We start from the raw sequence: 22644 nt of genomic DNA on the forward strand, positions 1-22644 counted from the left end.
AATCTGGGTTATTTGGTTGTCACTGAGGTGAAGCTCCCTCAGATTGGTTAATTTAGCGATCGCCTCTGGAATCTCGGTTATTTGGTTGCCATTGAGGTGAAGCTCCCTCAGATTGGTTAATTTAGCGATCGCATCAGGTATTTCAGTTAGCTCTACTCGAATTAAGATAAGTTCTTCTAAATGTAGTATTTGCGTTACCACATCGGGAATGCTCTCTAAAGGATTGCCACTAATATCCAACTTACGCAAATTAGGCAAATCCAATAGTTCGAGTGGAAGCGTTTTTAAATTGTTGCCTGAAACCTTTTCGAGATAGCGGTTTCCTACGACTTCATAACCTTCAACCTTCTTTCCCAAAATCAAAGACTCAAGCTGCTTCAACTTACCAATTTCTACAGGTAAATGAGTCAACTTCTGTCCCGACAAGTCTAACTCTTGCCAACCCTCAGCCACGGCGCGATCTATCAGTACCAACAACTCATCCTGCGTCATAATTCCAAGGAAAAGGGTGAGGAAAGAAGATTGATAAAGATGATCTTAACTGAATAGTGAAAAATGCTACATTATCACTTGTTGGCGATCTGTCAGTTCGCTGTTTGGGATATTGCGGATTTAGGCGTAGGCGTAGCCCGCACTTCGACAAGGCTCAGTGACCATCGTAGACATCGCGCCTTGAGATGTGGCGATCGCACATATCTAAATTTGGTTTCTAGCTATCTCTGTGATTATACCTGCAATCAATTATTTGGCATTGTTTACAAAATCGAGCGATCGTAAGTCGGAAAAACTTCATCCACCAAAGATTTGCGGTGCGTTACGCTCGCGTGACAAAGCTAAATTGTTGCAATCATGGCGATGCCTACGGCGGGCTACGCTTACGCATTGGTTATTTTGAGTACTCATTTGTTATTTCGGAGTACCCATTTGTTATTTCGGAGTACCCATTTGTTATTTCGGAGTACCCATTTGTTATTTCGGGGTACTCATTTGTTATTTTGGAGTACCCATTTGTTATTTCGGGGTACTCATTTGTTATTTCGGGGTACTCATTTGTTATTTTGGGGTACTCATTTGTTATTTCGGGGTACTCATTTGTTATTTTGGAGTACTCATTTGTTATTTCGGGGTACTCATTTGTTATTTTTGAGTAAAGCAAACGCCCCCCTTATCAAGGGTACGCTGTATATAGCGCTTCTGGGTTGAGTGCAATACAGACCTAACAAGAACAGCCCTTTCCCTACAAGGGAAAAGGAGTAAAATTCAAAGCCTCTCTCCTTTTAGGAGAGAGGTTTGGAGAGAGGTCAAAGTGTATTGCATACATTCGAGAACCGCTATATACAAGTTTAAAATAGCTGATTGACCAGGGTTTTACCCCACCCTAACCCTCCCCTTTACAAGGGGAGGGAACTAGATTTCCGGCTTCCCCCCTTTACAAGGGGGGATTGAGGGGGGTAATTCAACTTGTGTGTACACCGTAGCCAATGCATCGGGGGGATTAAGGGGGATAATTCGACATTAAGTTTTGACCATAATCACTGTACAATTACTCTTGCGAGAAATATTCTCGGCAATATTTCCTTGAATCGCTTGTTGCAGTAGACTTTCACGGCTAGCCCCTAAGACAATCACATCACTGTTGTCAAGTTTTGCACAATTAAGAACAGCTTCAGAAACAGAATTGGCACGAACGGGAGTGGCCATCACTTTACCGCTAACTCGGCGTTGCAGAAAGCGAACAGATTTATCTAATAATGTTGTGTCAGGAATCGAGTTAGTCGGTTGGAAAACCTGACATAGCTTGATTTGGGGTGATGTACTTAAAGAAGCAAGAGCAGGTAATAACTTAATTGCTTGGCTGGAGTTAGGGCCGCCTGCCATTGGCAACAACCAACGGTCGAAGGATCTTTTATCATCTAATTTAGCCAAGATAACATCACAACCTGCCTGTCGAATTATGGTATCCACCACTCGGCTAAAAACTCTACCAGGAGTTGATGTATTGCCTTTCCATCCCATCAGCACCAAGTCAATGTGTCGTTCTTTGACAGTCTCCAAAATTGCCCCAGCAACATTATGGGCAACTCGGATCTCGGTATGAACGGGAATCCGCAAATTCTCTCCTAAAATTATTGCCCGTTGCAAAAGTTGAAGACTTTTGCTGATTTGCACTGGTGTTTCCGATGGGATGCGGCTAGACGAAACGATAATTACTTGTAGACATTCTATTTCGTAATTGCGATCTTTGGCGATCGCAACTGCCATGTCTAGTAAAGTCTCGGCTGTCTGGGGATGTGAAAGTGGTACTAACAATCTTCCTTTGCCTGTAGCCGGAGCGTGAGTTTGGTAAACCACATAAGAAGGTGCTGATTTACGTTCTATTTGTTCGTTACCACTGAGTCGCTCTGCTTCTACACGGATAATATCACTACGAGTAATAATTCCTATGAGCTTGCGATTTTCTGTAACGGGTAAGCAGCTGAGATGATAACGATTGAGTATATGCAGTACATGAGCCAGTGTTGCTGTGGGATTTACTGTCACTGGCTCTGGTGTCATAATCTCGCCGATAGTTGTATCTTTGCCTGACTGTTGCGAAGCAATACTAACTAAATCTTCCTGAGTTACAATACCAACAACTTTACCATTCTCTAAAACTGGAAAGTTGCGATGGCGAGAGTCGGAAAATGCCTGTACTGCTTCATCAGTACTCATTTGACTAGAAAGAGTTTCCACCCGCCGTTGCATCACATCTACAGCACTCAGTTGTGCCAGAAGCCCCTCTGTGCTAGGCTCTTTGGTGATGTGAATTCCTTTCCACTCTAGTAAAAGGTCGTAGAGCGATCGCCGATCGATTTTTTCTGCTACTAAATAGGCAACCACAGACGCAATCATGAGCGGTAGCACCAGATTGAAATCTGTTGTCATCTCAAATACAATGACGACTGCTGTAATTGGAACCTTGGAGACGGCGCTAAAAAAGGCAGCCATGCCGACATGAGCATAGACTGTGGCAGCACTCATTCCCAGTAAACTGTGTTCCACAGCACCCACTAAGTAACCAAGGGCAGCGCCCAAGGCTAAGGTGGGAACTAGTAAACCCCCTGGCGCTCCAGAGCCGTAGGTAAAAATAATTAGGGTAAACTGAACTAAAAGAGCGATCGCGGCAAATGACCAATTAGCACTACCCACAAGCAAAATTTCTCTCAGCCCAGCATGATCGCGAAAGGTATCAGGTAAAAAAGCGATCGCCGCACCAGTAACTAACCCAGCGATTCCAATTCGCCAGGATAAACTCAACCTTAGCAGGCGGCGGTTAATTGCTAGACTCTCAAGAATACCTTTATTAAATAGAATGCCTAAAAGTCCCGCCAGCACTCCTAAAATCAAGTAGAAAGGAATTTCTTGAGCAAAGAAAGTTGTATCGGGAAGACCTAAATTTAGATGATTCAGATCCAGGCTGTGACTACCATAGAGCCGGGAAATGACTGAAGCGATGAAAGAAGCCAAAATCGCAGTACCAAGAGTGATACCTGACACATCTTGGAGTAATTCTTCGACTACAAAAAGCACACCTGCGATCGGTGCATTAAAAGCCGCAGCTAACCCAGCCCCGGCTCCGGCGGCGATGAGTTGGCGACGATGCTCTGGTGAAGTCGGTGCCCAGTTACTAAGTTGATTTGCCAAGGCTGCCCCAATTTGCACAGTCGGCCCTTCTCGTCCTAAAGGCATTCCCGAACCCAACACTAATGTAGCGCCGATCAACTTCACCAAAGCAATCCGTAGATTTAATGGCATTGGCACGCGAGCCAATACGGCTTTGACTTCAGACATCCCACTACCTGATGCTTCCGGTGCGAAGCGCTCTACTAGCCAACCAGCTAAAAATCCCCCTATTAATCCAACACCTGGTAGCACCAAGTAGGCAGACCAATGGTAAGAAAGATGCACTCGCAATGCACCTGCCCAATCCACTGCCTGTCCTAACAGAACTGCCGCTAACCCAGAAACTAGACCAATCAGGCAAGCTTCCACGAAAGCCAACCGTTTGGGTCGAAGCAACTGACGCCAAAGCCTCAACCAGAGAATTTTACCCTTGACTAACATATTTTTAGCGATCGCTTGTCATCAATGAAGGTATATAAATGTCTAAAATGTCTTACCATTCACCCTATTCATAGCTTTTCCTAAAAAAATGAAATCAGAATGAAATTTTTATATGCCTAAAGATAGATATGTGCAGTAGGGGTACAGTTATTTATAATGTTTTATACCAAATTGACTATGAGTTTATTAATATCACAGATATTTCGCCAACCCGTGAGATGATTCAAAACTGGGTAAATTCTTTGGAGTTTAGGTTAGGATTTACGCATAAAGATTGTCTAGAAAATTGAGTGTAAATTTACTATTAACGCTGCCAATCATACATTAATCGTCCGTGGCGATCGCGCACAAGTTCCCATTCTCCATGACGATATCGTTGTCCGTGATAACGTATAGAGCGATAGCGCCGTCTATAATAATGTCGTCGATTCCACTGGCGTTGATAGTAATAGTTTCCAGTCCGTTGCCGTCTATGATAACGTCGTCGAGTCCGTCGGTGAGCTAACAAAAACTCTTCACTTTGCTCTCCAACTAATTTTGTCTGTGCATCGATACTCTGTTCATTGAAAACATTGTTGAGAGTGTTCTCTTTGGCTTCAACCAAAGTAGGTGGGTACATGAAGGCTAATAACAGGAACGCAATTGAGGATAGCTTTTTGAAACGATTCACGTCTTTGCTTTTCCTAAACTATTGGTAATAATTTTATTTAATACTTAAGTTTAGTAATTATATAGTTCAAAATTCACAAACTTGAGGAACGCAAATGTAATTGCAAGTACATATAGCAGTTCCCATTCAGATAAAGTACAATGTTGTATCGCTTAATATAGTTGCTTGAGCATTATTAGTAAAAGTTTTAATTTTTATAAGCAATGACATACATTCCAAAGGATGCAGAGTGGTATATCGCTGAATTGGTAATCGAGTGTAACGTTGAGGGAAATCCACATAATGTTATTCATGTAAATATTGTTCTTGTCCGTGCTTCTTCACCAGAAGATGCTTTTGAGAAAGCCGAAGAACTTGGTTATCAGAGTAACGACACATATCTCAACCCCAAAAATCAAACTGTAATTTTTACTTATAGAGGCTTACGGCATCTTGATGTAATTCATGATGAATTAGAACATGGTGCTGAACTGATGTTTGAAGAAAAAATTGGTATACGTGAAAGCGAATTACAACAAATGCTGACTCCAAAATCTCAGCTAGCTATTTTTCGTCCGTTAAAACCAATAGATCCATCTAAGCCAGACTATACGAGTAAAGAAATTATGGATGAAGTCGCAAGAATGATGAGTGGCGATGGTGTTATTGAAAGACTTTAAATGCTTCAGCCCAACAGTGCATTCGCTATCCTAAACCTTTATAGAGCTAACGTCATAAATACGCTGTTCGGATCGTCAATAGACATCTTGCAAAAGTAAATTTTGCAAGATGTCGGAGAAAGGTTAAAGGTTAAAGGGTAAATGGAAATTAATTCTATTCCTTTCCCCTTGACCCCCGCCCCTTATCCCGCACAAATGCCAAGAAGTCTAATGCTCTCCTTAGCCATAGTTAATTAGTTTTTTGCAGATTGCTAATTGTCAAAAATATTTCATCATCAGCGATCTGGCTATTATAATCAATGTTAATTTGAGTTGGATAACCAAGTGTTGGATCGTATTGTACAGTCAAGTTTGCTGCTTTACGAATCAGCGCATCCCTAATGATATCAAAGAGTTTAGGAATTGTATTATATTGTTTAAACAACTCTGCCTCAGCCGACTTTTGAGTTGCTTTATAAGTAATAGAACTTGTGACTCGATTACGTACTTTAATAATCACTGGTTCTGTGGCTTTAGGTAAACAATTGCAACTTCTAGTGAATTCATAGTGATAGTTAGAGATTTTTTGCCGTTTCCATAATCGGTAATTAATCTTAAATTGTTCTAAGTTTAAACTACTAGGCGCGGGGGTTGTGGCTACCTGTATAGGAGGAGGTTGAGATATTACAGGTGCACTAAAACCTAAAGATGCCACTAAAACAGCACTAATTGCAATTGGTAAGCGCATATAAATCCATTCTTAACTCCAACTGCTTACTTTAACGTAGCTTCAAGATGATTGCCAAAACATTGAAATTATTTGTGACACTCAAAGCTGGTAAGGTATTACGCAAAGAAAATTGCATATTAACTAGTGAGGGTTGTCCTTAGTCAAAAGTCCTTTGTCCTTAGAAACACTTCTGGACTAATGATGGTCTATACGGAAAATTTAGTCGTTACCTGCTTGCAATTCATCTTTTGTTAAATCTTTCCTGCCGAACCCTCTGCTAACCACTGTGACGGTAATCCTCTGACTCTATTAAGATAGATTCAAGTTCCCAGGAGCAATATCTCCTGAACATGGGTTTAAATTTTGAAAAAACCCTTTGTTCTTCACATCGGGTTATCAGTTGTATATGTTTTCTGAAGTTAAAAAATGTCTCATGTTAGCCGTACCTTTGGCAGCGGCACAAGTGGCTCAATCTGCAACTGGTTTTGTCGATACGGTCATGATGGGCTGGTTGGGAAGTCAAACCATTGCATCTGGAGGTTTGGGAACTATTATCTTTACTTTTTCTCTGTTGATTTTTAGTGGTATCGTTTCTGCTGTCAGTCCGTTAGCTGCCCAAGCATACGGTGCCGGAAATAAAGAAAAAGTTGGCACAATTGTCCGGCTAGGACTAGGGATATCTCTGGTGCTAGGAATACCAATTACATTGCTGCTTTACAATGGAGGTGCTTTACTACTTTTACTAGGACAGGATGCTAACACAGTAGCACTAACAGAGATTTTTTTAAGAGCGATCGCACTGGGTTTTATTCCTGGTTTGGGCTTTGCAGTACTTAAAAGCTTTCTTTCTGCTCTGTTACAACCGCAATTAGTGATAGTGAGTGTGGTTTTGGGTACTCTGCTCAACATCACAGCTAACTATGTGCTGATGTTTGGCAAACTCGGATTCCCGGCGCTGGGTTTAGCTGGTATCGGTTGGGCAAGCACGCTTTCACTTTGGAGTATGTTTGTTGCTTTGACAGTTTATATATGTAATCAGCCTCGCTTTGCAGTTTACGGTATTTTTCGACCTTCGTCTTACAAAGCTTTTCCTCTAGAGCATCGCCGGATCGTTGGCGAGATTTTTCAGGTTGGATTGCCCATCGGGGGTCTGATTACGGTCGAAGCCGGACTGTTCACTGTTGTGACTTTGTTGATCGGACAATTGGGAACAAATGCCCTCGCTGCTCATCAAATTGCTTTACAAACAATTTCGATGTCATTCCAGATGGCACTAGGCATTTCTCTAGCGACAACAGTTCGTGTTGGACAGTTAGCCGGACAGAATGACTTAGTTGGCACTCGTCTAGCTGGATATGTAGGCATTGCCATTGCAGCTTTAGCTATGGGTGTAGTAGCCATTGCATTTTGGCTAGTACCAAAGTCGATTATTTCTCTTTATATTGACATCAACAATCAGAACAATGCAGATGTGGTTGCCCTGGCGGTGAAATTGCTAGCAGTCGCGGCCATTTTTCAAATAGTTGACGGCGTGCAAGTTACTGCCGCAGGAGCATTACGCGGACTCAAAGACACCCGAATCCCGATGTTGATTGGCTTTTTTGCTTATTGGTGTGTTGGTTTATTCACTGGTTATACTTTTGGGATCTCGTTGGGGTCTGGAGCTATTGGTCTTTGGTGGGGATTGGCTATTGGTTTAGCCAGCGCTGCAATCATCCTAACTTGGCGGTTTAGCACCAGGAAAACTAATAACTATTGAAGAAGTCAGGAGTCAGAATGGGCTAAACCTTAGCTATCCGCTAACAGGAGTCAGAATTCTGTTTTGATAAACACAGATGCAGTTAAAGGCAAAAGTTCTCAAGCAACTAAATTATAGTGAATTAGGTTGAATGAACAAACAAATCTCAAATAACGGATTAACTAAATTTCAAGTACTGATTATGGCGATCGCATCTGGAGTGTGTGTTGCTAACGTTTATTATAATCAGCCAATTCTCAAAGATATTGCATCTTCTTTTCAAGTTAGCGAAAGTGAAGCGGGTAGCATATCTGTGCTTTCGCAAGTTGGTTACGGTTTTGGGCTTTTCTTTTTAATCCCCTTGGGCGATAAAATCAACAAAAAAACATTAATTCTTTCCTTACTTATATGTTTGTTTTGTTTGTTGATAGCGATGACGTTTTCACAAAATATCGTCCAGGTTTGGATATTGAGCATAGCAATTGGAATTACAACAGTCTCCGCTCAGGTTATTCTGCCTTTAGCAGCAAGTATAGATAGAATAACTACAGGTCAAACTGTCGGCAGTATTTTTACTGGTATATTGATTGGAGTTTTAGGAGCAAGGGTTTTTAGTGGATATATTGCTGAAAGCTTGAATTGGCGTTATGTATATGGATTTTCAGGAGTAATGATTTTAATTGTTACTGTCTTGCTAAAAATTTATTTACCTAATGTGAATAATGAATACACTGGTAATTATTTTGATTTATTAAAATCAACGCTTCAACAATTAAAACGTTTTTCTTTATTGAGAGAAGCATCTTTAATTGGAGGATTAATGTTTGGTGTCTTTTGCTCATTTTGGACAACGTTGACTTTCCATTTAAGCGGAGCGCCTTTTAATTTTCAATCTGACACAATTGGGATGTATGGCTTTGTGGCGATCGCAGGTGCATTAATGGCACCAATTTTTGGCAAATTAGCCGATAAAGGTAATTCCCAACGTTCCTTAACTATATCTGTATCTTTGGTGATTGCAAGTTTAGTAATTGCTAAAATTGCTTCTAGTTCAGCGCTGGCGATCGCTGTTGCTGTATTGTTACTAGATGTAGGCGTACAAGCAATTCAAGTCACCAATGTGGCAAGAATATACACTCTTGATGCTCAATCGAACAGTCGCATCAATACAGTGTACATGACTACCTATTTTATCGGTGGTGCTGTCGGTACTAGTATTGGTCTATTATGCTGGGATTTTGGGGGCTGGAATTTGGTGACTTGGCAGATGTTAGTTTTTACTTTGCTTGGATTTATTGTTATAGTCAGACCGAAAATCACTACAGCAAGCATAAATAAAAAATAGACTTTTTGGCATTTGTAGGGCAAAGGGTAAGGGGTGAAGGGGAAAGGGATGGAATTTCCTCTTACCCTTTGACATGAGTCCCTTTCCCCAACCGGAAAGCAAAAGTCACTTTTGTAAGAGACTCCATGAGTGGAACTTACAAGGAACAATAAAAATATCTCTTCCCCAGTTCCCAGTCCCCAGTCCCCAGTCCCTATTTTTAAGGCAGGTCTAATTATCCCATCCTTTTGGTCAAGAAAGGTTGTGATTTTAGTCTAGATATTCTGTTGGTATTTACCAATCAACAGTGTTATTTAAAGCTATTGGTTATTTGAAGCTATTGGGCGGCTACCATCTATCTCTATAGTATCTTTAGCTTTAAATTTACTCTTAGCGATCGGACGTTGACCATCTATGTCAAGAATTTCCTCAACTTCAAAATTACTAGGGTCAATTGGACGCTCACCGTCTACAGGTAGCATCTCATGTTCTTCAAAATTACTCTTAGCGATCGGGCGTTGACCGTCTATGTCAATTGTTTGATCGCTATAATTTTTATCTTTTGCAATTGGGCGTTGACCATCTATATCAATTGTTTTCTTAATCTGAATGTTACTTGGATCGACTGGACGATGACCATCTACATTAATTGTTTTCGTTGACTTTTGAGGTTCATTAGATAATGAATTTATATTAGTTTCATCCACTTTTACATCCCGACTTAAATTATTATTAGTCTCAGTTTTGTTTTTGTCATTCATGTTTTTTACTGTTATTCTGGATTATTTATCTGCTGTAGATATCATTTTTAAAACTGTTTATCTCTCTAGCTAAAGAGACTCAGTTGAGTAAATAACAGGAAAATTTGTTCATATACTAAGATACTGAAGTAGAATCAAAAAATCCTCTACCACAGCACAGAATATATCTCTGACTTTAGAGGGATTTTTCATCTTTCAAAAAATACTTAATTAAATTGCTGGAAGAATGTAAGATTTTCTATAACTGGCAGGAGCCATCTTTTAGGGTCTTTTTTGTGACTTTACGCGAACTTCTAAATATTTTGATGCAAGTCGTCTGATTTCATTTTCATCCCAAATCAATGTCGGTGCTGTAATAACCAAGGAAACTTATTCTTATGGTGTAAATATAAAATAACTTTTAGTACTTTTTTATACTAATAAGTAACAGTAAAAACCTTTGTATTAAATTAGATAAGTTTTTAAGTAGTTATAACAAATTATACATAAATTTCATAAAAATATTGACAAAGTATTTTTATTTTGCCAAAACATTTATATCAACAATCATCTATTAGCAATCATTACGTCATTTTCTAACTAAAGTGAGAATGCATACCGCATTTTCACTTAATTTTATACTGCTTAGTTTAATTTACTAAGTATTATCTCTAAATTGATTCCTTTACCAATGAGACTATATGAGCATTCGCTTTTTCCATATTCCTTTAAGGAAAATAATCCGCTTTTCTATGCTCGCTCTAGCTACGACTGTAGCACTTACAACTGTTGAACCTAGTCGCAGTAGTACTACATCTGAGTATCAATGGAATCAAGTCTCTATAGGAGGAGGAGGCTATGTTACCAATATTTATCTGCATCCTTTAGAGAAGAATTTAGCCTACATTAGAACCGATATAGGTGGCTTCTATCGTTGGAATTCGTTAGAGAAAAGATGGATTCCATTAATAGATCACTTTGGTTCTGATAAAAGTAACTACTATGGCGGAGAAGGATTAGCGCTTGACCCTAACAATCCAAATGTTGTCTATATTGCAGCAGGCAAATATACTAAGGCTGGCTTAGGAACAATCTTCAAATCGACCAATAAAGGTCAAACCTGGAACAAACTGAACATAGATTTGCCAATGGGTGGCAACGAAACTAAGCGATGGACGGGGGAAAGGCTGGGAGTTAATCCATTTAATCCTAATATCATCTTCTTTGGTTCGCGTTTGGATGGGCTATGGAAGTCGGCGAATGCTGGTCAAACATGGAAAAAAGTAAGTTCTTTCTCAGGAAAACCTAATGCATCCATTGGTATTACAGGAATTTTGTTTAGCAAAAAGAATGCTGGCTTGGTTTATGCAAATGCCTATGGAGACGGAATATATAAGTCTACCGATACAGGTGTTACCTGGAACAGAATAGCCGGAAGCCCATCAAAAGTAAATCGAATGGTGCTTAATAGCAATGGAGTACTGTATGTAACGCACACTTCAGGAGTTAGCAAATATGCAAATGGGGCTTGGAGCAATATTACGCCAACTAACATCAAAACTATTTCATTTAATGGGCTTTCTGTAGATCCCAATAACTCTAATCACGTTTTAGTTACTTATGACCAATACCATGAAACTACTAATTACTCTAGAGTCTTTCAATCTACCGATGGTGGAACTACATGGCAACAGAAAAGCCATTCATTGAATCCTCAAGTACCTTGGTGGCCAAACTGGTATTTTGCTTCTGCGGCCTCAGCGATTGAATTTGACCCAAATATTGCTGGCAAAGTTTGGTTAACAGACTGGTTCGGAACCTGGCAGGCAGACAATATCAATGCTAACAAGCCTATGTGGTCTAACTATGAAAAAGGACATGAGGAAACAGTAGCTTTTGAACTCATCTCACCTCCAAAAGGCTCACTATTGTTAAGCGGTGTGGCTGATGTAGAAGGCTTTAACCACGGCCAGAAATTAGATACTTACCCATCTACTCAATTGGGTGGTAGTAACGGCCCTTGGTATCAAGAAACATACAGTATTGCCTACAGTGAAAAAGATCCTTTACGTATGGTACGCGTTGGCGGACATCGAGGGTTCAATACTTTTACAGGAGGAACTTCCACAGATGGCGGACATACCTGGAAGAACTTTTCTTCTTTTCCGCAGAACATTATGCCACTACGGGTAGCTATGTCTGCAACTAATCCAAGTTTGTTTGTAGCGATCGCCAGCGAGAAACAACCTATACGCACAACTAACGGTGGAGCTACTTGGAGTGGAGTATCAGGTTTACCCAACGGGCCCAAGGGGCCGTGGTACTGGGGTCAACCATTGGCATCAGACAAAGTAAATGGCAATATTTTTTACTACTACAACGATGGCAAAGTCTACCGCAGTAAGGATGGAGCTGCATACTTCAGTATTGTCAACTCAACACTTCCTAGCGAAGATTGGTCTATGCTCAAAACAGTTCCGGGGGTGAGTAACGAAGTTTGGATAAGTCTCAATTCAAATGGGCTTTATCGTTCAACAAACGGTGGTACGAAGTTTGACAAAATAGCTGGTGTGGAGAAAGCTTATTTATTTGCCTTTGGCAAACCACAAACAGGAAGTACAATTCCAGCACTATATTTATATGGCAAAATCATTGGTATGGGAAAAGGAATTTTCCGTTCTTTGGATAGAGGGCAAACATGGACAAACATCTCTAATCCTCTATATCCCATCGGCAATGTCCCGAACGTGATGGAAGCTAGCAGACAGCAATTTGGGCTAGTCTTCATTGGCACCGACGGTAAAGGAATCTACTATGGAAAACCAAATTAATCCAAATTAATGACGTTGCATTCCCGACAAAATTGTATGTCACTATCTGGGTATCGCTGTTGTCGCAAGAAATTATAAGTTTAAGATAACGTAAACGCTTTGGCTTGCCGCAGGCTACCGCAAAGGAAAAAAGATGAGAAGAGAAGAGTTTGATGTGAGTGAATATGTAGATCAAATGGGGTTTTTGTTGGATTTGCAGTTAAAAGATGAGTATCGAGATGGTGTGGTGGCAAATTTTGAGAGAATTAGGGCGATCGCTAATCTGGTAAATTCTTTCCCTTTACCAGAGGAAATTGAAGTTGCACCAGTTTTTGAACCATAATTGCTTCAAGAATAGCTATGTTGATGTTTTAATGAAGCAAAAACTATTGCTGAGTGCTATTACTCAAAAAGCTAAACGCGCTATCTCTTAATATTTCAGCATGAATTTTGATTCAGCCGATGCCATAACAATATCAACTGCTGTACGCGAAGGTAAAACTAGCGCTGTGGAGGTTACGAAAGCTGCGTTAGCACGAATAGCAACGCACAATCATCTATTCAACTGTTTTACCACTATAACTGCTGAGACAGCTTTAACAGATGCAGCACTGATTGACAGGGAAATTGCCCAAGGTAATCATCCTGGAGTGCTTGCTGGTGTGCCTTTTGCGGTGAAAAATCTCTTCGATATCGCTGGTTTTACGACTCTAGCAGGATCGAAAATCAATGCAGTAAACCCAGAAGCTACTCAAGATGCGACCGCAGTAGCAAAGTTGAAGCAAGCGGGTGCTGTTTTGCTTGGTGCTTTGAATATGGATGAGTATGCTTATGGGTTTGTAACAGAAAACTCCCATTACGGTGCTACTCACAACCCCCATGATTTACAGCGAGTTGCTGGTGGTTCATCGGGTGGTTCGGCGGCGGCGGTTGCGGCGGGGTTAGTACCGCTGACATTGGGTTCTGATACTAATGGTTCAATTCGCGTTCCGGCGGCGTTGTGTGGCGTTTTTGGTTTCAAGCCAACTTATGGAAGATTATCTCGTGCTGGGGTAGCTTTATTTTCTAGCAGTTTTGACCACATTGGCCCTTTTGGGCGTTCGGTGCAGGATATCGCTACGGTGTTTGATGTGCTTCAGGGAAAAGACGATCGCGATCCCATTTGTACAAAGCGTCCGTCTGAATTATGTTTACCACAACTCAAACAAGATATTTCTGATATTAGAATTGCCATTGCAGCTGATTATTTTACCAAAGGTGCAGAACCGGCAGCTTTAGCAGCAGTGCAAAAAGTAGCTGATGCAATAGAAGTTACTAAATACGTAATCATACCAGAAGCACACCGCGCCCGTGCAGCAGCTTTTGTAATCACAGCTAGCGAGGGTGCAAATCTGCGTTTGGAAAAATTGCGATGTCGTCCTGAAGATTTTGATTTCGCTACACGCGATCGCTTTTTGGCTGGGGCGTTAATTCCTAGTAGCTGGTATCTTCAAGCACAACGGTTTAGAAGATGGTATCGCGATCGCGTTCGGGAAGTTTTTCAAAATGTCGATGTAATTCTTGCCCCAACTACACCAATTTCTGCACCATTAATTGGTCAACAAACCATAATTTTGGATGGCGAAGAAATTCTTGTCCGTCCTCATTTAGGGCTATTTACTCAACCATTATCTTTTATTGGTTTACCCGTTTTATCAGTACCAATTCAGTGCCAAAATACATTACCTTTAGGTGTGCAATTGATTGCAGCACCATATAATGAAGCCTTAATTTTACGGGTTGCGGCTGCGTTAGAGGCAAAGGGTGTAGTTTCAGCACCAGTAATTTTAAACGCTCTTAACTCAGAGGCTGTTTGAAAAATCTAATTTATAGCAAGGGACTGGGGACTGGGTGAAAAGCCTTTTTGTGTCTAAGTTTTATCGTCTGTTGATGTCCTAACCACCTTGACTGTTGCAATATTACACAAAGACGCGATAAATTGCCATCCCCAAAAAGACTTAGTATCAGACATTTTCTAACTTAATTGATTGCGAAACTTACTAAGACTAATAGTTAATAACACAATAGCAATACTAAGCAATGCCAGAATATGCATCCATAACACATTTAAACCAACCCCTTTAAGTAAAATTCCTCGAACAATGGCAATGTAATGACGTAAGGGATTTAGTAGAGATAAGACTTGAAAAAAGGGTGGCATGGCTTCAATAGGGGCAAGCACCCCAGAAGTCTGCAATATCGGCATATTGACGAAAAATGACATCAATACCACCTGTTGTTGCGAACTGGAAAACATCGCCAACATAATACCTATACTGATCCCAACCAGCAGATAGATAATTGACAGCCCAAAAAATAGTAGAAAATTTCCACGCAACGGTAAACCAAAGACCAGTTGTCCTAAAGTCAAAGCTAGCAGAATATCTCCCATGAGCAAAAACGCTAAAGGCAAAATTTTGGAAAGCAAAATTTCCCAGTTTGCGGCTGGTGTCATAAGTAATTGCTCCAAAGTTCCGCTATCTTTCTCTCGTACAACAACGACTGATGAAACTAGTGTTCCAACAAGCGTTAACACTAAACCCATAACTCCCGGCACAAAATACCAGCTACTTATTAGTCCTGGATTATACAAAAACACCACTTGGAATGATATCGGAAAATTCAGTTGGGTTTGCCCAAAGTTACGATTATAATTTTGAATAATCTGAGTCATGTAGCCACTGGCAATGCCTGCTGCGTTTGCATCCACTCCATCAATGAATACTTGAATTTCAGCTTCTTTTGTTGCTAGCTTTCTAGGAAATTCTGGTGGAATAATCACCCCTAGATTGAGTTTACCTTCTTCTACTTGACGGCTCAAATCTTTCTCACTTGTTGGTACAGATTCGATGCTAAAAATACTATTAGAGGTCATTGCATGAACAAGTTCGCGACTAGCACTTACATTCGCATAATCAATGACACCCAATTTCAAATTATGTACATCGGGATTAAGTGCAAATCCATAAAGTAATAATTGCATCGTTGGTGGTACAATCAGCAGAATAATTAACTGCTTATCTCGCAAGATTTGATTGATTTCTTTGCGAAGTAATGCCCAAAACGAACTATTAAATAGTCGTGGAAAAAACATATTGATTAGTAGCTGCAACATCTGAGAATAATACAGTTTAATAAGGTAATTGCATCTTACCTAAAGCACGACGCGTTATATTAAAAAACACCAATCCAAAAACAATTAGTACCACTAGATCAAACCAAACTCCTGCCCATCCACTACCTCTAACAAATGAATCACGAGTGATATCTATAAAATAGCGGGCGGGAATTATGTTAGGCATAAGTGACAGGGGAAAAGGAATGTTGCTAATAGGATAAATAAAACCAGATAGTAATAGAGAGGTAACAAAACCGATCACAGAGACACTTTGTACAGCAGCATTTTGGTTACTGCTTCGTACTCCAAATAGCAAACCAAATAAAACACTGTCTGTAAGAAAAAGGACAGTTCCTATTAACAAGGTGATAAAATCGCCTACTAAGCTAACCTGGAAGATTAGCGAACCTAGACTCATGACTACGAATGCTTGAAGGATAGCTATCAGCAGGTAAGCCAGTCCTTTACCAAGTAACAGTTCAGTTGCACTTATACTAGAAACGTAAAGTTGTAAGATGGTGCCTTTCTCCTTTTCTCTCACCATTGAGATCGCTGTCAATAAAGACGGAAAAATCCATAAAACCACAGCGTAGACTCCCGGTACAATATACAGAGACTCTAACCGACCGGGGTTAAACCATAAACGAATTCGAGGTGTGACGCTGTTATTAGATGTTATCAGTCCTTGCTCCTGCATAAAAAAATTCGTCACTCTCTGAATGCTATTTTTTATGACACGAGCATTATTGACATCTGTACCATCAATCAGTACTTGCAGCGTAGTATTTTTACCAGCTTGCACATCTCGGCTGAATTGAGGAGGGATAATGACTGCTGCCTTAGCAATACCACGGTCGATGGCATCCTGCACCGGATCGTTTCCCGACCATTGGGTGGGCATAAACTGATTGGTGGCGTATAGTCGCTCAATATAGCCATTGCTAAGGTTTGTGCGGTTAAAATCTTGCACGATTAAGGGAATATTTTTACTTTCTAACCGGATTGCAAACCCAAAAATGAGTAACGTTATAAATGGCAGTATAAATGCTAACGCTAATGTCAGGCGATCGCGCTGAAACTGTACTAGTTCTTTGCTAAACTGAGCAAAAATCCGTTTCATAAATATAAAAAATATCAAAAAATTCTAGTTTTGCGATCGTTGTACTATACCGATCAAAGCGTCTTCTAGAAATGGATTCCCATCTTGCCACAAGCTTTAAACTAAAGTTTATACCCATAGAGGCGCGAAATTATCCCTAACTAAGACAACACGATATGTGTTATCACCAAAGCTAAGATAAATACAAAATCAACTGCTGAACCAACTAGAGAACCAAAAAACTTTGTCGGTAAAGCATTGCCAAACAACATTACCACTGTTCCCACAAACATCCAAGGCCATTGGATTTCACGCCAAATGTAGAATCCTGCTACACCAACTAACAAAGCGATTAAAATTGTCAAAATTGGCGCTTGACTTTTTTTAGGTTTATATCGCAGACTGCCAGCAAAAGTTATTGGTGCTAGTTCCAAGTGCTTAAGATTAGTCACCAATCCCAATCCAATCAAACCAAATGTAATTGTCCAGCAACCAGAGAATAAAATCGGTTTACTTGCCCAGAATACACCAGCAGCACTAGCTAGTCTAATGGCTACTACCACCAACAATGGAATCAATAAATCATGTAATAAGAAGCGCAGACGATTAAGGAATTTTAGGAAATTACCTTCATTAATTAAACGACCTAGCGAAATAATCAGATTGTCATAGGTCATTCCAGCTACTACTAATAGTAGCAACAATATGTTGGCATGGTGTGAGTGTTGCCATAAACTTATACTCCATGTAGCTAAGAGCAAATTAGCTACCGTATAGAGTGGATATAAGATAGCCCCCATAATTTAATCCCTAGTATTTTTAGAGAACGAAAGTTTAGATTACAAAGTTAACTTCTATATATTCTTGTGAGGTTCAGCTAATTAACTGAAGCTATACTTGCATCGCACTATTAGCGACATTACAAGCACGACGTTAAAAAATGAAGGGCTAGAGTCAAACTTTAACTCCAGCCCTAAAAATACAGCTTTAGGTAATGCCTAAAGCATTAATTAGTCTAAGTGGGAAAAGTAAAACCCTGGCTTTGTGTTCCAAACTGTACGGTGAAATTTCCTAGTGTACCACTAAGGAAACTCTGACTCGTTGTCTGGACAGCCGATGATCCACCATTAGAAAAACCTACGCCGACTCCTGAGCTTGACCCAACAGCTTGAATACCAGGTGTCGGAGGTGGTGTAACCCCACCATGAACAGCCTCCAAATCTATAACTGATACTTCTTCAAGCAAGCTAGATTGTAATTCAGCGATTTTGATATTAGCCATAATTTCCTCTTTGAGTTTTCTTGGTAGTACGTTGACGTATCTTATTTACTATGCTTCTAAAATTGTCCCTGATGATTTTTAAAAAGGGCGAGACCTTGAGAAAGCATTAGCAAAAAGAGAAGCATTGACAACTGGCGATCCAGCCCCTGCATTTAAGGTAGCAACTGATTCAGTACCGTTTTCAATTCTTCCCGGTCCAATAGTTACACCTGTGGTAATAGCAGATCCAACTGTAGTAAATTGGAAATCACTGCCTCCTCCATTAACTAACCGTAAATCGGCATCAGAAAGTTTCTCGAATTGGCTTTCTGGCTGCAATTCAGATATTTTTATCTTAGCCATAGATTCTATCTATTCCAAAGAGATTAATTGAAATTTGAACTGCGTTTGTTCAACAAAATAACTATAAACAATTTAGAAAATTTTGCAATACTTTTGTGCTTAAGTTTTGTAAATTTATTTTGGATATTTTTACTAACAAACAACAATTTAGATGGAGTATAACGCCACCTAAATTGTTGTTTTAGTTTTTAATTATCAGAATAATTAATATGTAAATTAGAACTGGATTGATAATTCACTTTTAAAGGAATTATCTTGAACACCAGCTCTTTCCGCATCATGATTTATCGAAACATAATTCAGGAGTCAGGGGTCAGAATACAAGAAGGGTATTCTGACCGAACAAGCGGATAGCGCAGCGTAAAGCCTACAGGATAGCAACTCTTAGAGACGCTACGCGTAGCTTGCTTTTTTGCAAGAATATGCTTAGAGCGAATCCGCGAACGTCTCAATAAGCGGGTTTAAGACTCCCACAAAATTGTAAATTTAGTAGTCTTCCCTACGGGACACTACGCCAACAATTAGTTGCGGGTCTGAACCCCCAAATGAATTGATTATGACTTCTGAATTCTTATTTAACTAAAAGCTAAAAGTGTTTAGAGCAAAAGCAAACACTTAAAGTCAAAGTGCCAAACAAGCGAATTGTTATTTTATTTGACTTATAGAGTTAGCTCGACTTTATCCATTTTTTAGCAAAGCGAATATTATCCCTGAAATCTTTGTGCAAAAGTAGTTTTACTTTTTTAACTTCATCGGTAATCTGTGATGTTGAAAAAGTATTTGCCAAAAAGCCAGGGGTTTTGCTGGATAAAGAAAACCGGGTTTTTAATTGTCGAGTTTAGAGTATGTTTGAATTTGCAAACATACTCTAACGCTCAGAGTACTTCCGTTAAATTCTATTGGGAAACTTGAAAAAAGGTTTTTGAGGCTAACGCCGTGTTATTTTTTCTTGATTGGTCTTACTGTTGCTTGAATTAAAGTTCCACCCGTTACTGTTTTATTACCGAAAGCGTCTGCTGTTATTGCAGCAGAACTAATAGTACTAGCGTCTATCTTAGCTCCTGTGTCGTCGTAAACAGCTATCGTTCCACTTGTCAAAAGTAAAATCGTAGTACCAGCGCCTCCAACTAAGTTTTTGACTTCTTCATCATTTAGAGATTTTAAATAACTCTGCTGGCAGTCTAAATCACGAATTTTAAGCATACTTCTCCCTTGTTAACTTCCTGTTTACCTCTGATTAACTTCCTATTTAGGATTATTGTCTGAGGACAATCTACCGATTGCTTTTTCGCGCCAAAAAAAAGAATAGCACTATTAGAAATTAATAAATAGTAGTTTTACATAATTTTTTTGCATATCATCCATAAAAAAGCTCGCCCTGTCAAGCTATTTACCTCATTTTGTCTTTAGAGGTTGTTTGAAAAGTATTTTGCTGTGACTAGTTTTAGATACTTTCAGATCCTCTGTATCCTAGTCATAGAGACGTTTTAGCTCACATTTGCAAGAAGTTTATCAATATGATATTAGAGAAATCATTAAGAAGTTGCAATGGAAGCATTACTACTTCTGCGGATAATATTTAGTCGCTTTTCAAGCAATTTTAAGAATAGTATTGGTTCGCGAATATCATTCGCGAACCGTAAATAGATAAAATGATTTTCTGATTTCAGGTATTAATAAACGAGTCTCATATCATACAAAAAAGTATTTGTCTATTCTCCGTTGGTATACATATCGTTGGCAGATAGAAGAGTATTATCAAATTCTGAAATCGGGCTACAAAGCAAAAAGCGATCGCTTGGTGGGTGAGAGATATCTTTGATAATAGGTTTTTTGACTTTGATTGCCGCACAACTATTAAGAATGACTTATTTATAGCGATCAACTATTAAGAATGACTTATTTGTATTGAACTAAACTACAAATTGTTGCATCCTGAATGTAAAATAAATTACAGATGTATCTGCTGCTTGAAAATACACCTCCAAAGCAAAAATAATGTTAATTCACTATTGATTGGACAATAGGCGCAATAGTGTGGCTAGGAGAATACTTAGAATATATAAAAAATAGTGTAATTAGGATACAAGTTTGGTGAAGAGGTTAGTTAGAGTTGGAAACCTCGTGCCAAACTTGCTTGTTGTATTCTTTACTACATTTTGTTGCATTATTTATTACATTTTGTTGTATTGGTTATTACATTTTAAAATTAATGGTTTAATTTTAATTGTTTAAAAGCTTTGTAAAGCCAAGAATAGTTTGTATAAATTATTCGCGAACCGTAGAATTTTTATTTTATGCCTAATAACTCAAAACCCTCGCCCCAAGAAGATTTATATGCACGCATAAATTGCGTAGTTCAAGCTAAAGAGCATCTTGAGAAAGAAGTCCAAGCAATAAGTGCAAGTGCTTCGGAAGAAGTAGCTGCATCTTCCTGTTGGATTGTTCGCTATCTTGCTAAAGGCAGGAAGTCTGTATATTGGTATTATAAATTACACGCTAGTGTAGCAATATTTCCAACAAAGACTGATGGAAAGAGTTCTCGTTACAAGCATTTAGGTAAAGCTGGTAGTCAAGCATACCTGGATGCTGTAGAACAAATTTTTCTAAAAGCCAAAATCGAAGCATTAGATCGTTCAATTAAAACTTTAGACCAGGGTTTGAAAGATTTAATCGAAGAAACTTCTAAATACAACAAAGATTAGTAGTGGGTTTGCGAATAATGTGCCTGCGAACTATTCTCGCTTCTTACATCCTGTGAAAAGTCAGGAGTAATAACCAATCGCGTACTCCTACAAAGAAGCAAGCTACACGCAGCGTCTCGTAGAGAAGAAAAAAAGAAATACTTAAATAAACTGTATTATACTATAGGAATCATATTTGATTTTTGAACAAAATTAGGTATTGTAGGGTGTGTTAAAACGCAGTTTGTAACGCACCAAACCCTTGATGATAGTGCCGTACTCTCGCAGCTACACACCCTACGTATCTTTTCAAAAATCAAATACTAGTCCTATATACTTCACTAAAAGTATTTGGATAAACAACCTTGCCTTTATACTGCTTTTGATAGTTTTGCAGTGGTTTCACCATGAAAAATTCCTCTGGTACTGGAAAAGGAGACTCGATTTCATAAACAACAGAAGGCTGAAAACCAAAGCGAGTATAGAAGTGGGGATGACCTAGTACAATTACTATGGCTTCTTTCTTTGCTTCTGCTATTTCTAACCCTGCTTTTATTAGTGCGCTGCCAATTCCTTGTCTTTGAAACTGTGGATGAACTGCCAAAGGCGCTAAACCAATTACTTGTAGTGCTTCTTCACTTACCAGGTCAATATAGCTGAATAAAATATGACAGACTAGAACATTTTCAACCTCTGCAACCAGAGATAAATCTGGAATATAGCGGTCAGAATGGCGAATTTTATCCACAAGTTTAGCCTCGTTTTCCTGCCCAAAGGCTAGTCTATTAACCTCAGCTATTGCTGTGTAGTCTGACAAAGTTTCAGAACGGATATCGATTATTTTAAAACTAATTCCATAAAAATCCAGTTTGCTCGATGTTCGAGAGGAATCTCGGTTTTTTCCAAATATGGCTCAATATTCTGAAAGCCAAATACACGATAAAGTGCGTGTGCTTCTTTTGCAAAAGGGGCACTGTCTAAACGTATCTTTGAGTAACCAATGTAGGCAGCTTCATTAATGATAACTTCTAATAAAGACCGACCAATTCCTTGTCTACGAAATTCTGGTTTTACATACATTCTTTTAATTTCGCCAATATCTTCACCAATCTTTCGTAAGCAAGCGCAGCCAGCTATTTTTTGCTCATATTGTCCCAAAAGCAAGCGCCCTGAAGGTGGTAGAAATTCGTGGAGTTGAGTCATATATTCCTCAAAGAATGTATTAGCATTTAAATTGATGCCAAATTTATTGCTAAATATCAGCTTAGTCTCATGAACCTATCCCACTAATACCAAAATGTGATAATCTACTTTCTGAATAAGAGG

Annotated in this window: 21 protein-coding genes; 8 read left to right on the plus strand and 13 right to left on the minus strand. The window is 39.3% G+C overall.

Going from position 1 to position 22644, the window contains the following annotated elements; translation table 11 throughout:
- On the minus strand, nucleotides 1-492 hold a 492-nt coding region (locus tag RMZ95_RS32550), incomplete at its 3' end, for a leucine-rich repeat domain-containing protein (protein ID WP_409884380.1).
- A 63-nt stretch (nucleotides 493-555) separates the two neighbouring features.
- Between RMZ95_RS32550 and RMZ95_RS32555 the strand changes: the two genes are divergently transcribed.
- Nucleotides 556-777, plus strand: coding sequence for a hypothetical protein (locus RMZ95_RS32555; protein ID WP_322684646.1), 222 nt, complete (start codon nucleotides 556-558; stop codon nucleotides 775-777).
- A gap of 738 nt (nucleotides 778-1515) precedes the next feature.
- On the opposite strand, the gene RMZ95_RS32560 is transcribed toward RMZ95_RS32555, so the two are convergent.
- Both RMZ95_RS32560 and RMZ95_RS32565 read right to left on the minus strand, forming a co-directional pair.
- A complete protein-coding gene (locus RMZ95_RS32560; RefSeq protein WP_322684645.1) occupies nucleotides 1516-4104 on the minus strand; it encodes a chloride channel protein in 2589 nt (862 codons plus the stop codon).
- 304 nt (nucleotides 4105-4408) lie between these two features.
- Nucleotides 4409-4774, minus strand: coding sequence for a hypothetical protein (locus RMZ95_RS32565; protein ID WP_322684644.1), 366 nt, complete (start codon nucleotides 4772-4774; stop codon nucleotides 4409-4411).
- A 203-nt stretch (nucleotides 4775-4977) separates the two neighbouring features.
- Here RMZ95_RS32565 and RMZ95_RS32570 point away from each other — a divergent pair, with 203 nt between their 5' ends.
- On the plus strand, nucleotides 4978-5433 hold the full coding sequence (locus RMZ95_RS32570) for a DUF4288 domain-containing protein (RefSeq protein WP_322675458.1): 456 nt from the start codon (nucleotides 4978-4980) through the stop codon (nucleotides 5431-5433).
- A gap of 229 nt (nucleotides 5434-5662) precedes the next feature.
- Here RMZ95_RS32570 and RMZ95_RS32575 read toward each other — a convergent pair whose 3' ends face one another.
- Entirely contained in the window at nucleotides 5663-6160 is a 498-nt protein-coding gene (locus RMZ95_RS32575) for a DUF6174 domain-containing protein (protein ID WP_322684643.1), read from the minus strand.
- A gap of 388 nt (nucleotides 6161-6548) precedes the next feature.
- Between RMZ95_RS32575 and RMZ95_RS32580 the strand changes: the two genes are divergently transcribed.
- Together RMZ95_RS32580 and RMZ95_RS32585 are read left to right on the plus strand one after the other, a co-directional pair.
- Nucleotides 6549-7901, plus strand: a complete 1353-nt coding sequence (locus tag RMZ95_RS32580; RefSeq protein ID WP_322684642.1) for an MATE family efflux transporter — start codon at nucleotides 6549-6551, stop codon at nucleotides 7899-7901.
- 130 nt (nucleotides 7902-8031) lie between these two features.
- Complete coding sequence (locus RMZ95_RS32585; RefSeq protein WP_322684641.1) at nucleotides 8032-9225, plus strand: MFS transporter; 1194 nt, start codon at nucleotides 8032-8034, stop codon at nucleotides 9223-9225.
- A gap of 299 nt (nucleotides 9226-9524) precedes the next feature.
- Here the strand turns inward: RMZ95_RS32585 and RMZ95_RS32590 are convergent, their stop codons facing one another.
- Nucleotides 9525-9965, minus strand: coding sequence for a hypothetical protein (locus tag RMZ95_RS32590; protein ID WP_322684640.1), 441 nt, complete (start codon nucleotides 9963-9965; stop codon nucleotides 9525-9527).
- A 731-nt stretch (nucleotides 9966-10696) separates the two neighbouring features.
- Between RMZ95_RS32590 and RMZ95_RS32595 the strand changes: the two genes are divergently transcribed.
- The 3 genes from RMZ95_RS32595 (at nucleotide 10697) to RMZ95_RS32605 (ending at nucleotide 14610) form a co-directional block, all read left to right on the plus strand.
- Complete coding sequence (locus RMZ95_RS32595) at nucleotides 10697-12775, plus strand: hypothetical protein (protein WP_322684639.1); 2079 nt, start codon at nucleotides 10697-10699, stop codon at nucleotides 12773-12775.
- Nucleotides 12776-12908: 133 nt separating this feature from the next.
- Nucleotides 12909-13097 carry a DUF4089 domain-containing protein gene (locus RMZ95_RS32600; RefSeq protein ID WP_322675452.1) on the plus strand — a complete coding sequence of 63 codons (189 nt, stop codon included), beginning with the start codon at nucleotides 12909-12911 and terminating at the stop codon, nucleotides 13095-13097.
- A 100-nt stretch (nucleotides 13098-13197) separates the two neighbouring features.
- Nucleotides 13198-14610, plus strand: coding sequence for an AtzE family amidohydrolase (locus RMZ95_RS32605; protein ID WP_322684638.1), 1413 nt, complete (start codon nucleotides 13198-13200; stop codon nucleotides 14608-14610).
- 158 nt (nucleotides 14611-14768) lie between these two features.
- Here the strand turns inward: RMZ95_RS32605 and RMZ95_RS32610 are convergent, their stop codons facing one another.
- From RMZ95_RS32610 to RMZ95_RS32635, 6 genes are all read right to left on the minus strand, one after another.
- Entirely contained in the window at nucleotides 14769-15887 is a 1119-nt protein-coding gene (locus RMZ95_RS32610; RefSeq protein WP_322684637.1) for an ABC transporter permease, read from the minus strand.
- 37 nt (nucleotides 15888-15924) lie between these two features.
- Nucleotides 15925-17031, minus strand: a complete 1107-nt coding sequence (locus RMZ95_RS32615; protein ID WP_322684636.1) for an ABC transporter permease — start codon at nucleotides 17029-17031, stop codon at nucleotides 15925-15927.
- Nucleotides 17032-17171: 140 nt separating this feature from the next.
- A complete protein-coding gene (locus tag RMZ95_RS32620) occupies nucleotides 17172-17810 on the minus strand; it encodes a hypothetical protein (RefSeq protein WP_322684635.1) in 639 nt (212 codons plus the stop codon).
- 215 nt (nucleotides 17811-18025) lie between these two features.
- Nucleotides 18026-18292: a hypothetical protein gene (locus RMZ95_RS32625; protein WP_322684634.1), complete on the minus strand. Its 267-nt coding sequence runs from the start codon at nucleotides 18290-18292 to the stop codon at nucleotides 18026-18028.
- 78 nt (nucleotides 18293-18370) lie between these two features.
- A complete protein-coding gene (locus tag RMZ95_RS32630) occupies nucleotides 18371-18634 on the minus strand; it encodes a hypothetical protein (protein WP_322684633.1) in 264 nt (87 codons plus the stop codon).
- 939 nt (nucleotides 18635-19573) lie between these two features.
- A complete protein-coding gene (locus RMZ95_RS32635) occupies nucleotides 19574-19837 on the minus strand; it encodes a hypothetical protein (protein ID WP_322684632.1) in 264 nt (87 codons plus the stop codon).
- Nucleotides 19838-20931: 1094 nt separating this feature from the next.
- Between RMZ95_RS32635 and RMZ95_RS32640 the strand changes: the two genes are divergently transcribed.
- Entirely contained in the window at nucleotides 20932-21339 is a 408-nt protein-coding gene (locus RMZ95_RS32640) for a hypothetical protein (RefSeq protein ID WP_322684631.1), read from the plus strand.
- 295 nt (nucleotides 21340-21634) lie between these two features.
- Here the strand turns inward: RMZ95_RS32640 and RMZ95_RS32645 are convergent, their stop codons facing one another.
- Both RMZ95_RS32645 and RMZ95_RS32650 read right to left on the minus strand, forming a co-directional pair.
- The gene (locus RMZ95_RS32645) at nucleotides 21635-22156 is read right to left on the minus strand and encodes an N-acetyltransferase (RefSeq protein WP_322684665.1); all 522 of its coding nucleotides are present in this window, start codon (nucleotides 22154-22156) and stop codon (nucleotides 21635-21637) included.
- Nucleotides 22156-22581 (minus strand): GNAT family N-acetyltransferase, encoded by a 426-nt coding sequence (locus RMZ95_RS32650; protein ID WP_409884390.1) that lies wholly within the window; start codon nucleotides 22579-22581, stop codon nucleotides 22156-22158. Before RMZ95_RS32650 ends, RMZ95_RS32645 begins: the two co-directional genes overlap by 1 nt.
- Nucleotides 22582-22644: the final 63 nt, after the last annotated feature.

Origin of the sequence: Nostoc sp. DedQUE07, assembly GCF_034530975.2 — a bacterium.
Taxonomy (GTDB): Bacteria; Cyanobacteriota; Cyanobacteriia; order Cyanobacteriales; family Nostocaceae; genus Nostoc.

Coding starts and splice junctions, on each gene's coding strand:
- RMZ95_RS32570 (WP_322675458.1), top strand. CDS start 4,978: ATGACATACATTCCAAAGGATGCAGAGTGGTATATCGCTGAATTGGTA.
- RMZ95_RS32575 (WP_322684643.1), bottom strand. CDS start 6,160: ATGCGCTTACCAATTGCAATTAGTGCTGTTTTAGTGGCATCTTTAGGT.
- RMZ95_RS32555 (WP_322684646.1), top strand. CDS start 556: ATGCTACATTATCACTTGTTGGCGATCTGTCAGTTCGCTGTTTGGGAT.
- RMZ95_RS32610 (WP_322684637.1), bottom strand. CDS start 15,887: ATGTTTTTTCCACGACTATTTAATAGTTCGTTTTGGGCATTACTTCGC.
- RMZ95_RS32625 (WP_322684634.1), bottom strand. CDS start 18,292: ATGGCTAATATCAAAATCGCTGAATTACAATCTAGCTTGCTTGAAGAA.
- RMZ95_RS32605 (WP_322684638.1), top strand. CDS start 13,198: ATGAATTTTGATTCAGCCGATGCCATAACAATATCAACTGCTGTACGC.
- RMZ95_RS32640 (WP_322684631.1), top strand. CDS start 20,932: ATGCCTAATAACTCAAAACCCTCGCCCCAAGAAGATTTATATGCACGC.
- RMZ95_RS32590 (WP_322684640.1), bottom strand. CDS start 9,965: ATGAATGACAAAAACAAAACTGAGACTAATAATAATTTAAGTCGGGAT.
- RMZ95_RS32620 (WP_322684635.1), bottom strand. CDS start 17,810: ATGGGGGCTATCTTATATCCACTCTATACGGTAGCTAATTTGCTCTTA.
- RMZ95_RS32595 (WP_322684639.1), top strand. CDS start 10,697: ATGCTCGCTCTAGCTACGACTGTAGCACTTACAACTGTTGAACCTAGT.
- RMZ95_RS32630 (WP_322684633.1), bottom strand. CDS start 18,634: ATGGCTAAGATAAAAATATCTGAATTGCAGCCAGAAAGCCAATTCGAG.
- RMZ95_RS32615 (WP_322684636.1), bottom strand. CDS start 17,031: ATGAAACGGATTTTTGCTCAGTTTAGCAAAGAACTAGTACAGTTTCAG.
- RMZ95_RS32580 (WP_322684642.1), top strand. CDS start 6,549: ATGTTTTCTGAAGTTAAAAAATGTCTCATGTTAGCCGTACCTTTGGCA.
- RMZ95_RS32560 (WP_322684645.1), bottom strand. CDS start 4,104: ATGTTAGTCAAGGGTAAAATTCTCTGGTTGAGGCTTTGGCGTCAGTTG.
- RMZ95_RS32600 (WP_322675452.1), top strand. CDS start 12,909: ATGAGAAGAGAAGAGTTTGATGTGAGTGAATATGTAGATCAAATGGGG.
- RMZ95_RS32585 (WP_322684641.1), top strand. CDS start 8,032: ATGAACAAACAAATCTCAAATAACGGATTAACTAAATTTCAAGTACTG.
- RMZ95_RS32635 (WP_322684632.1), bottom strand. CDS start 19,837: ATGCTTAAAATTCGTGATTTAGACTGCCAGCAGAGTTATTTAAAATCT.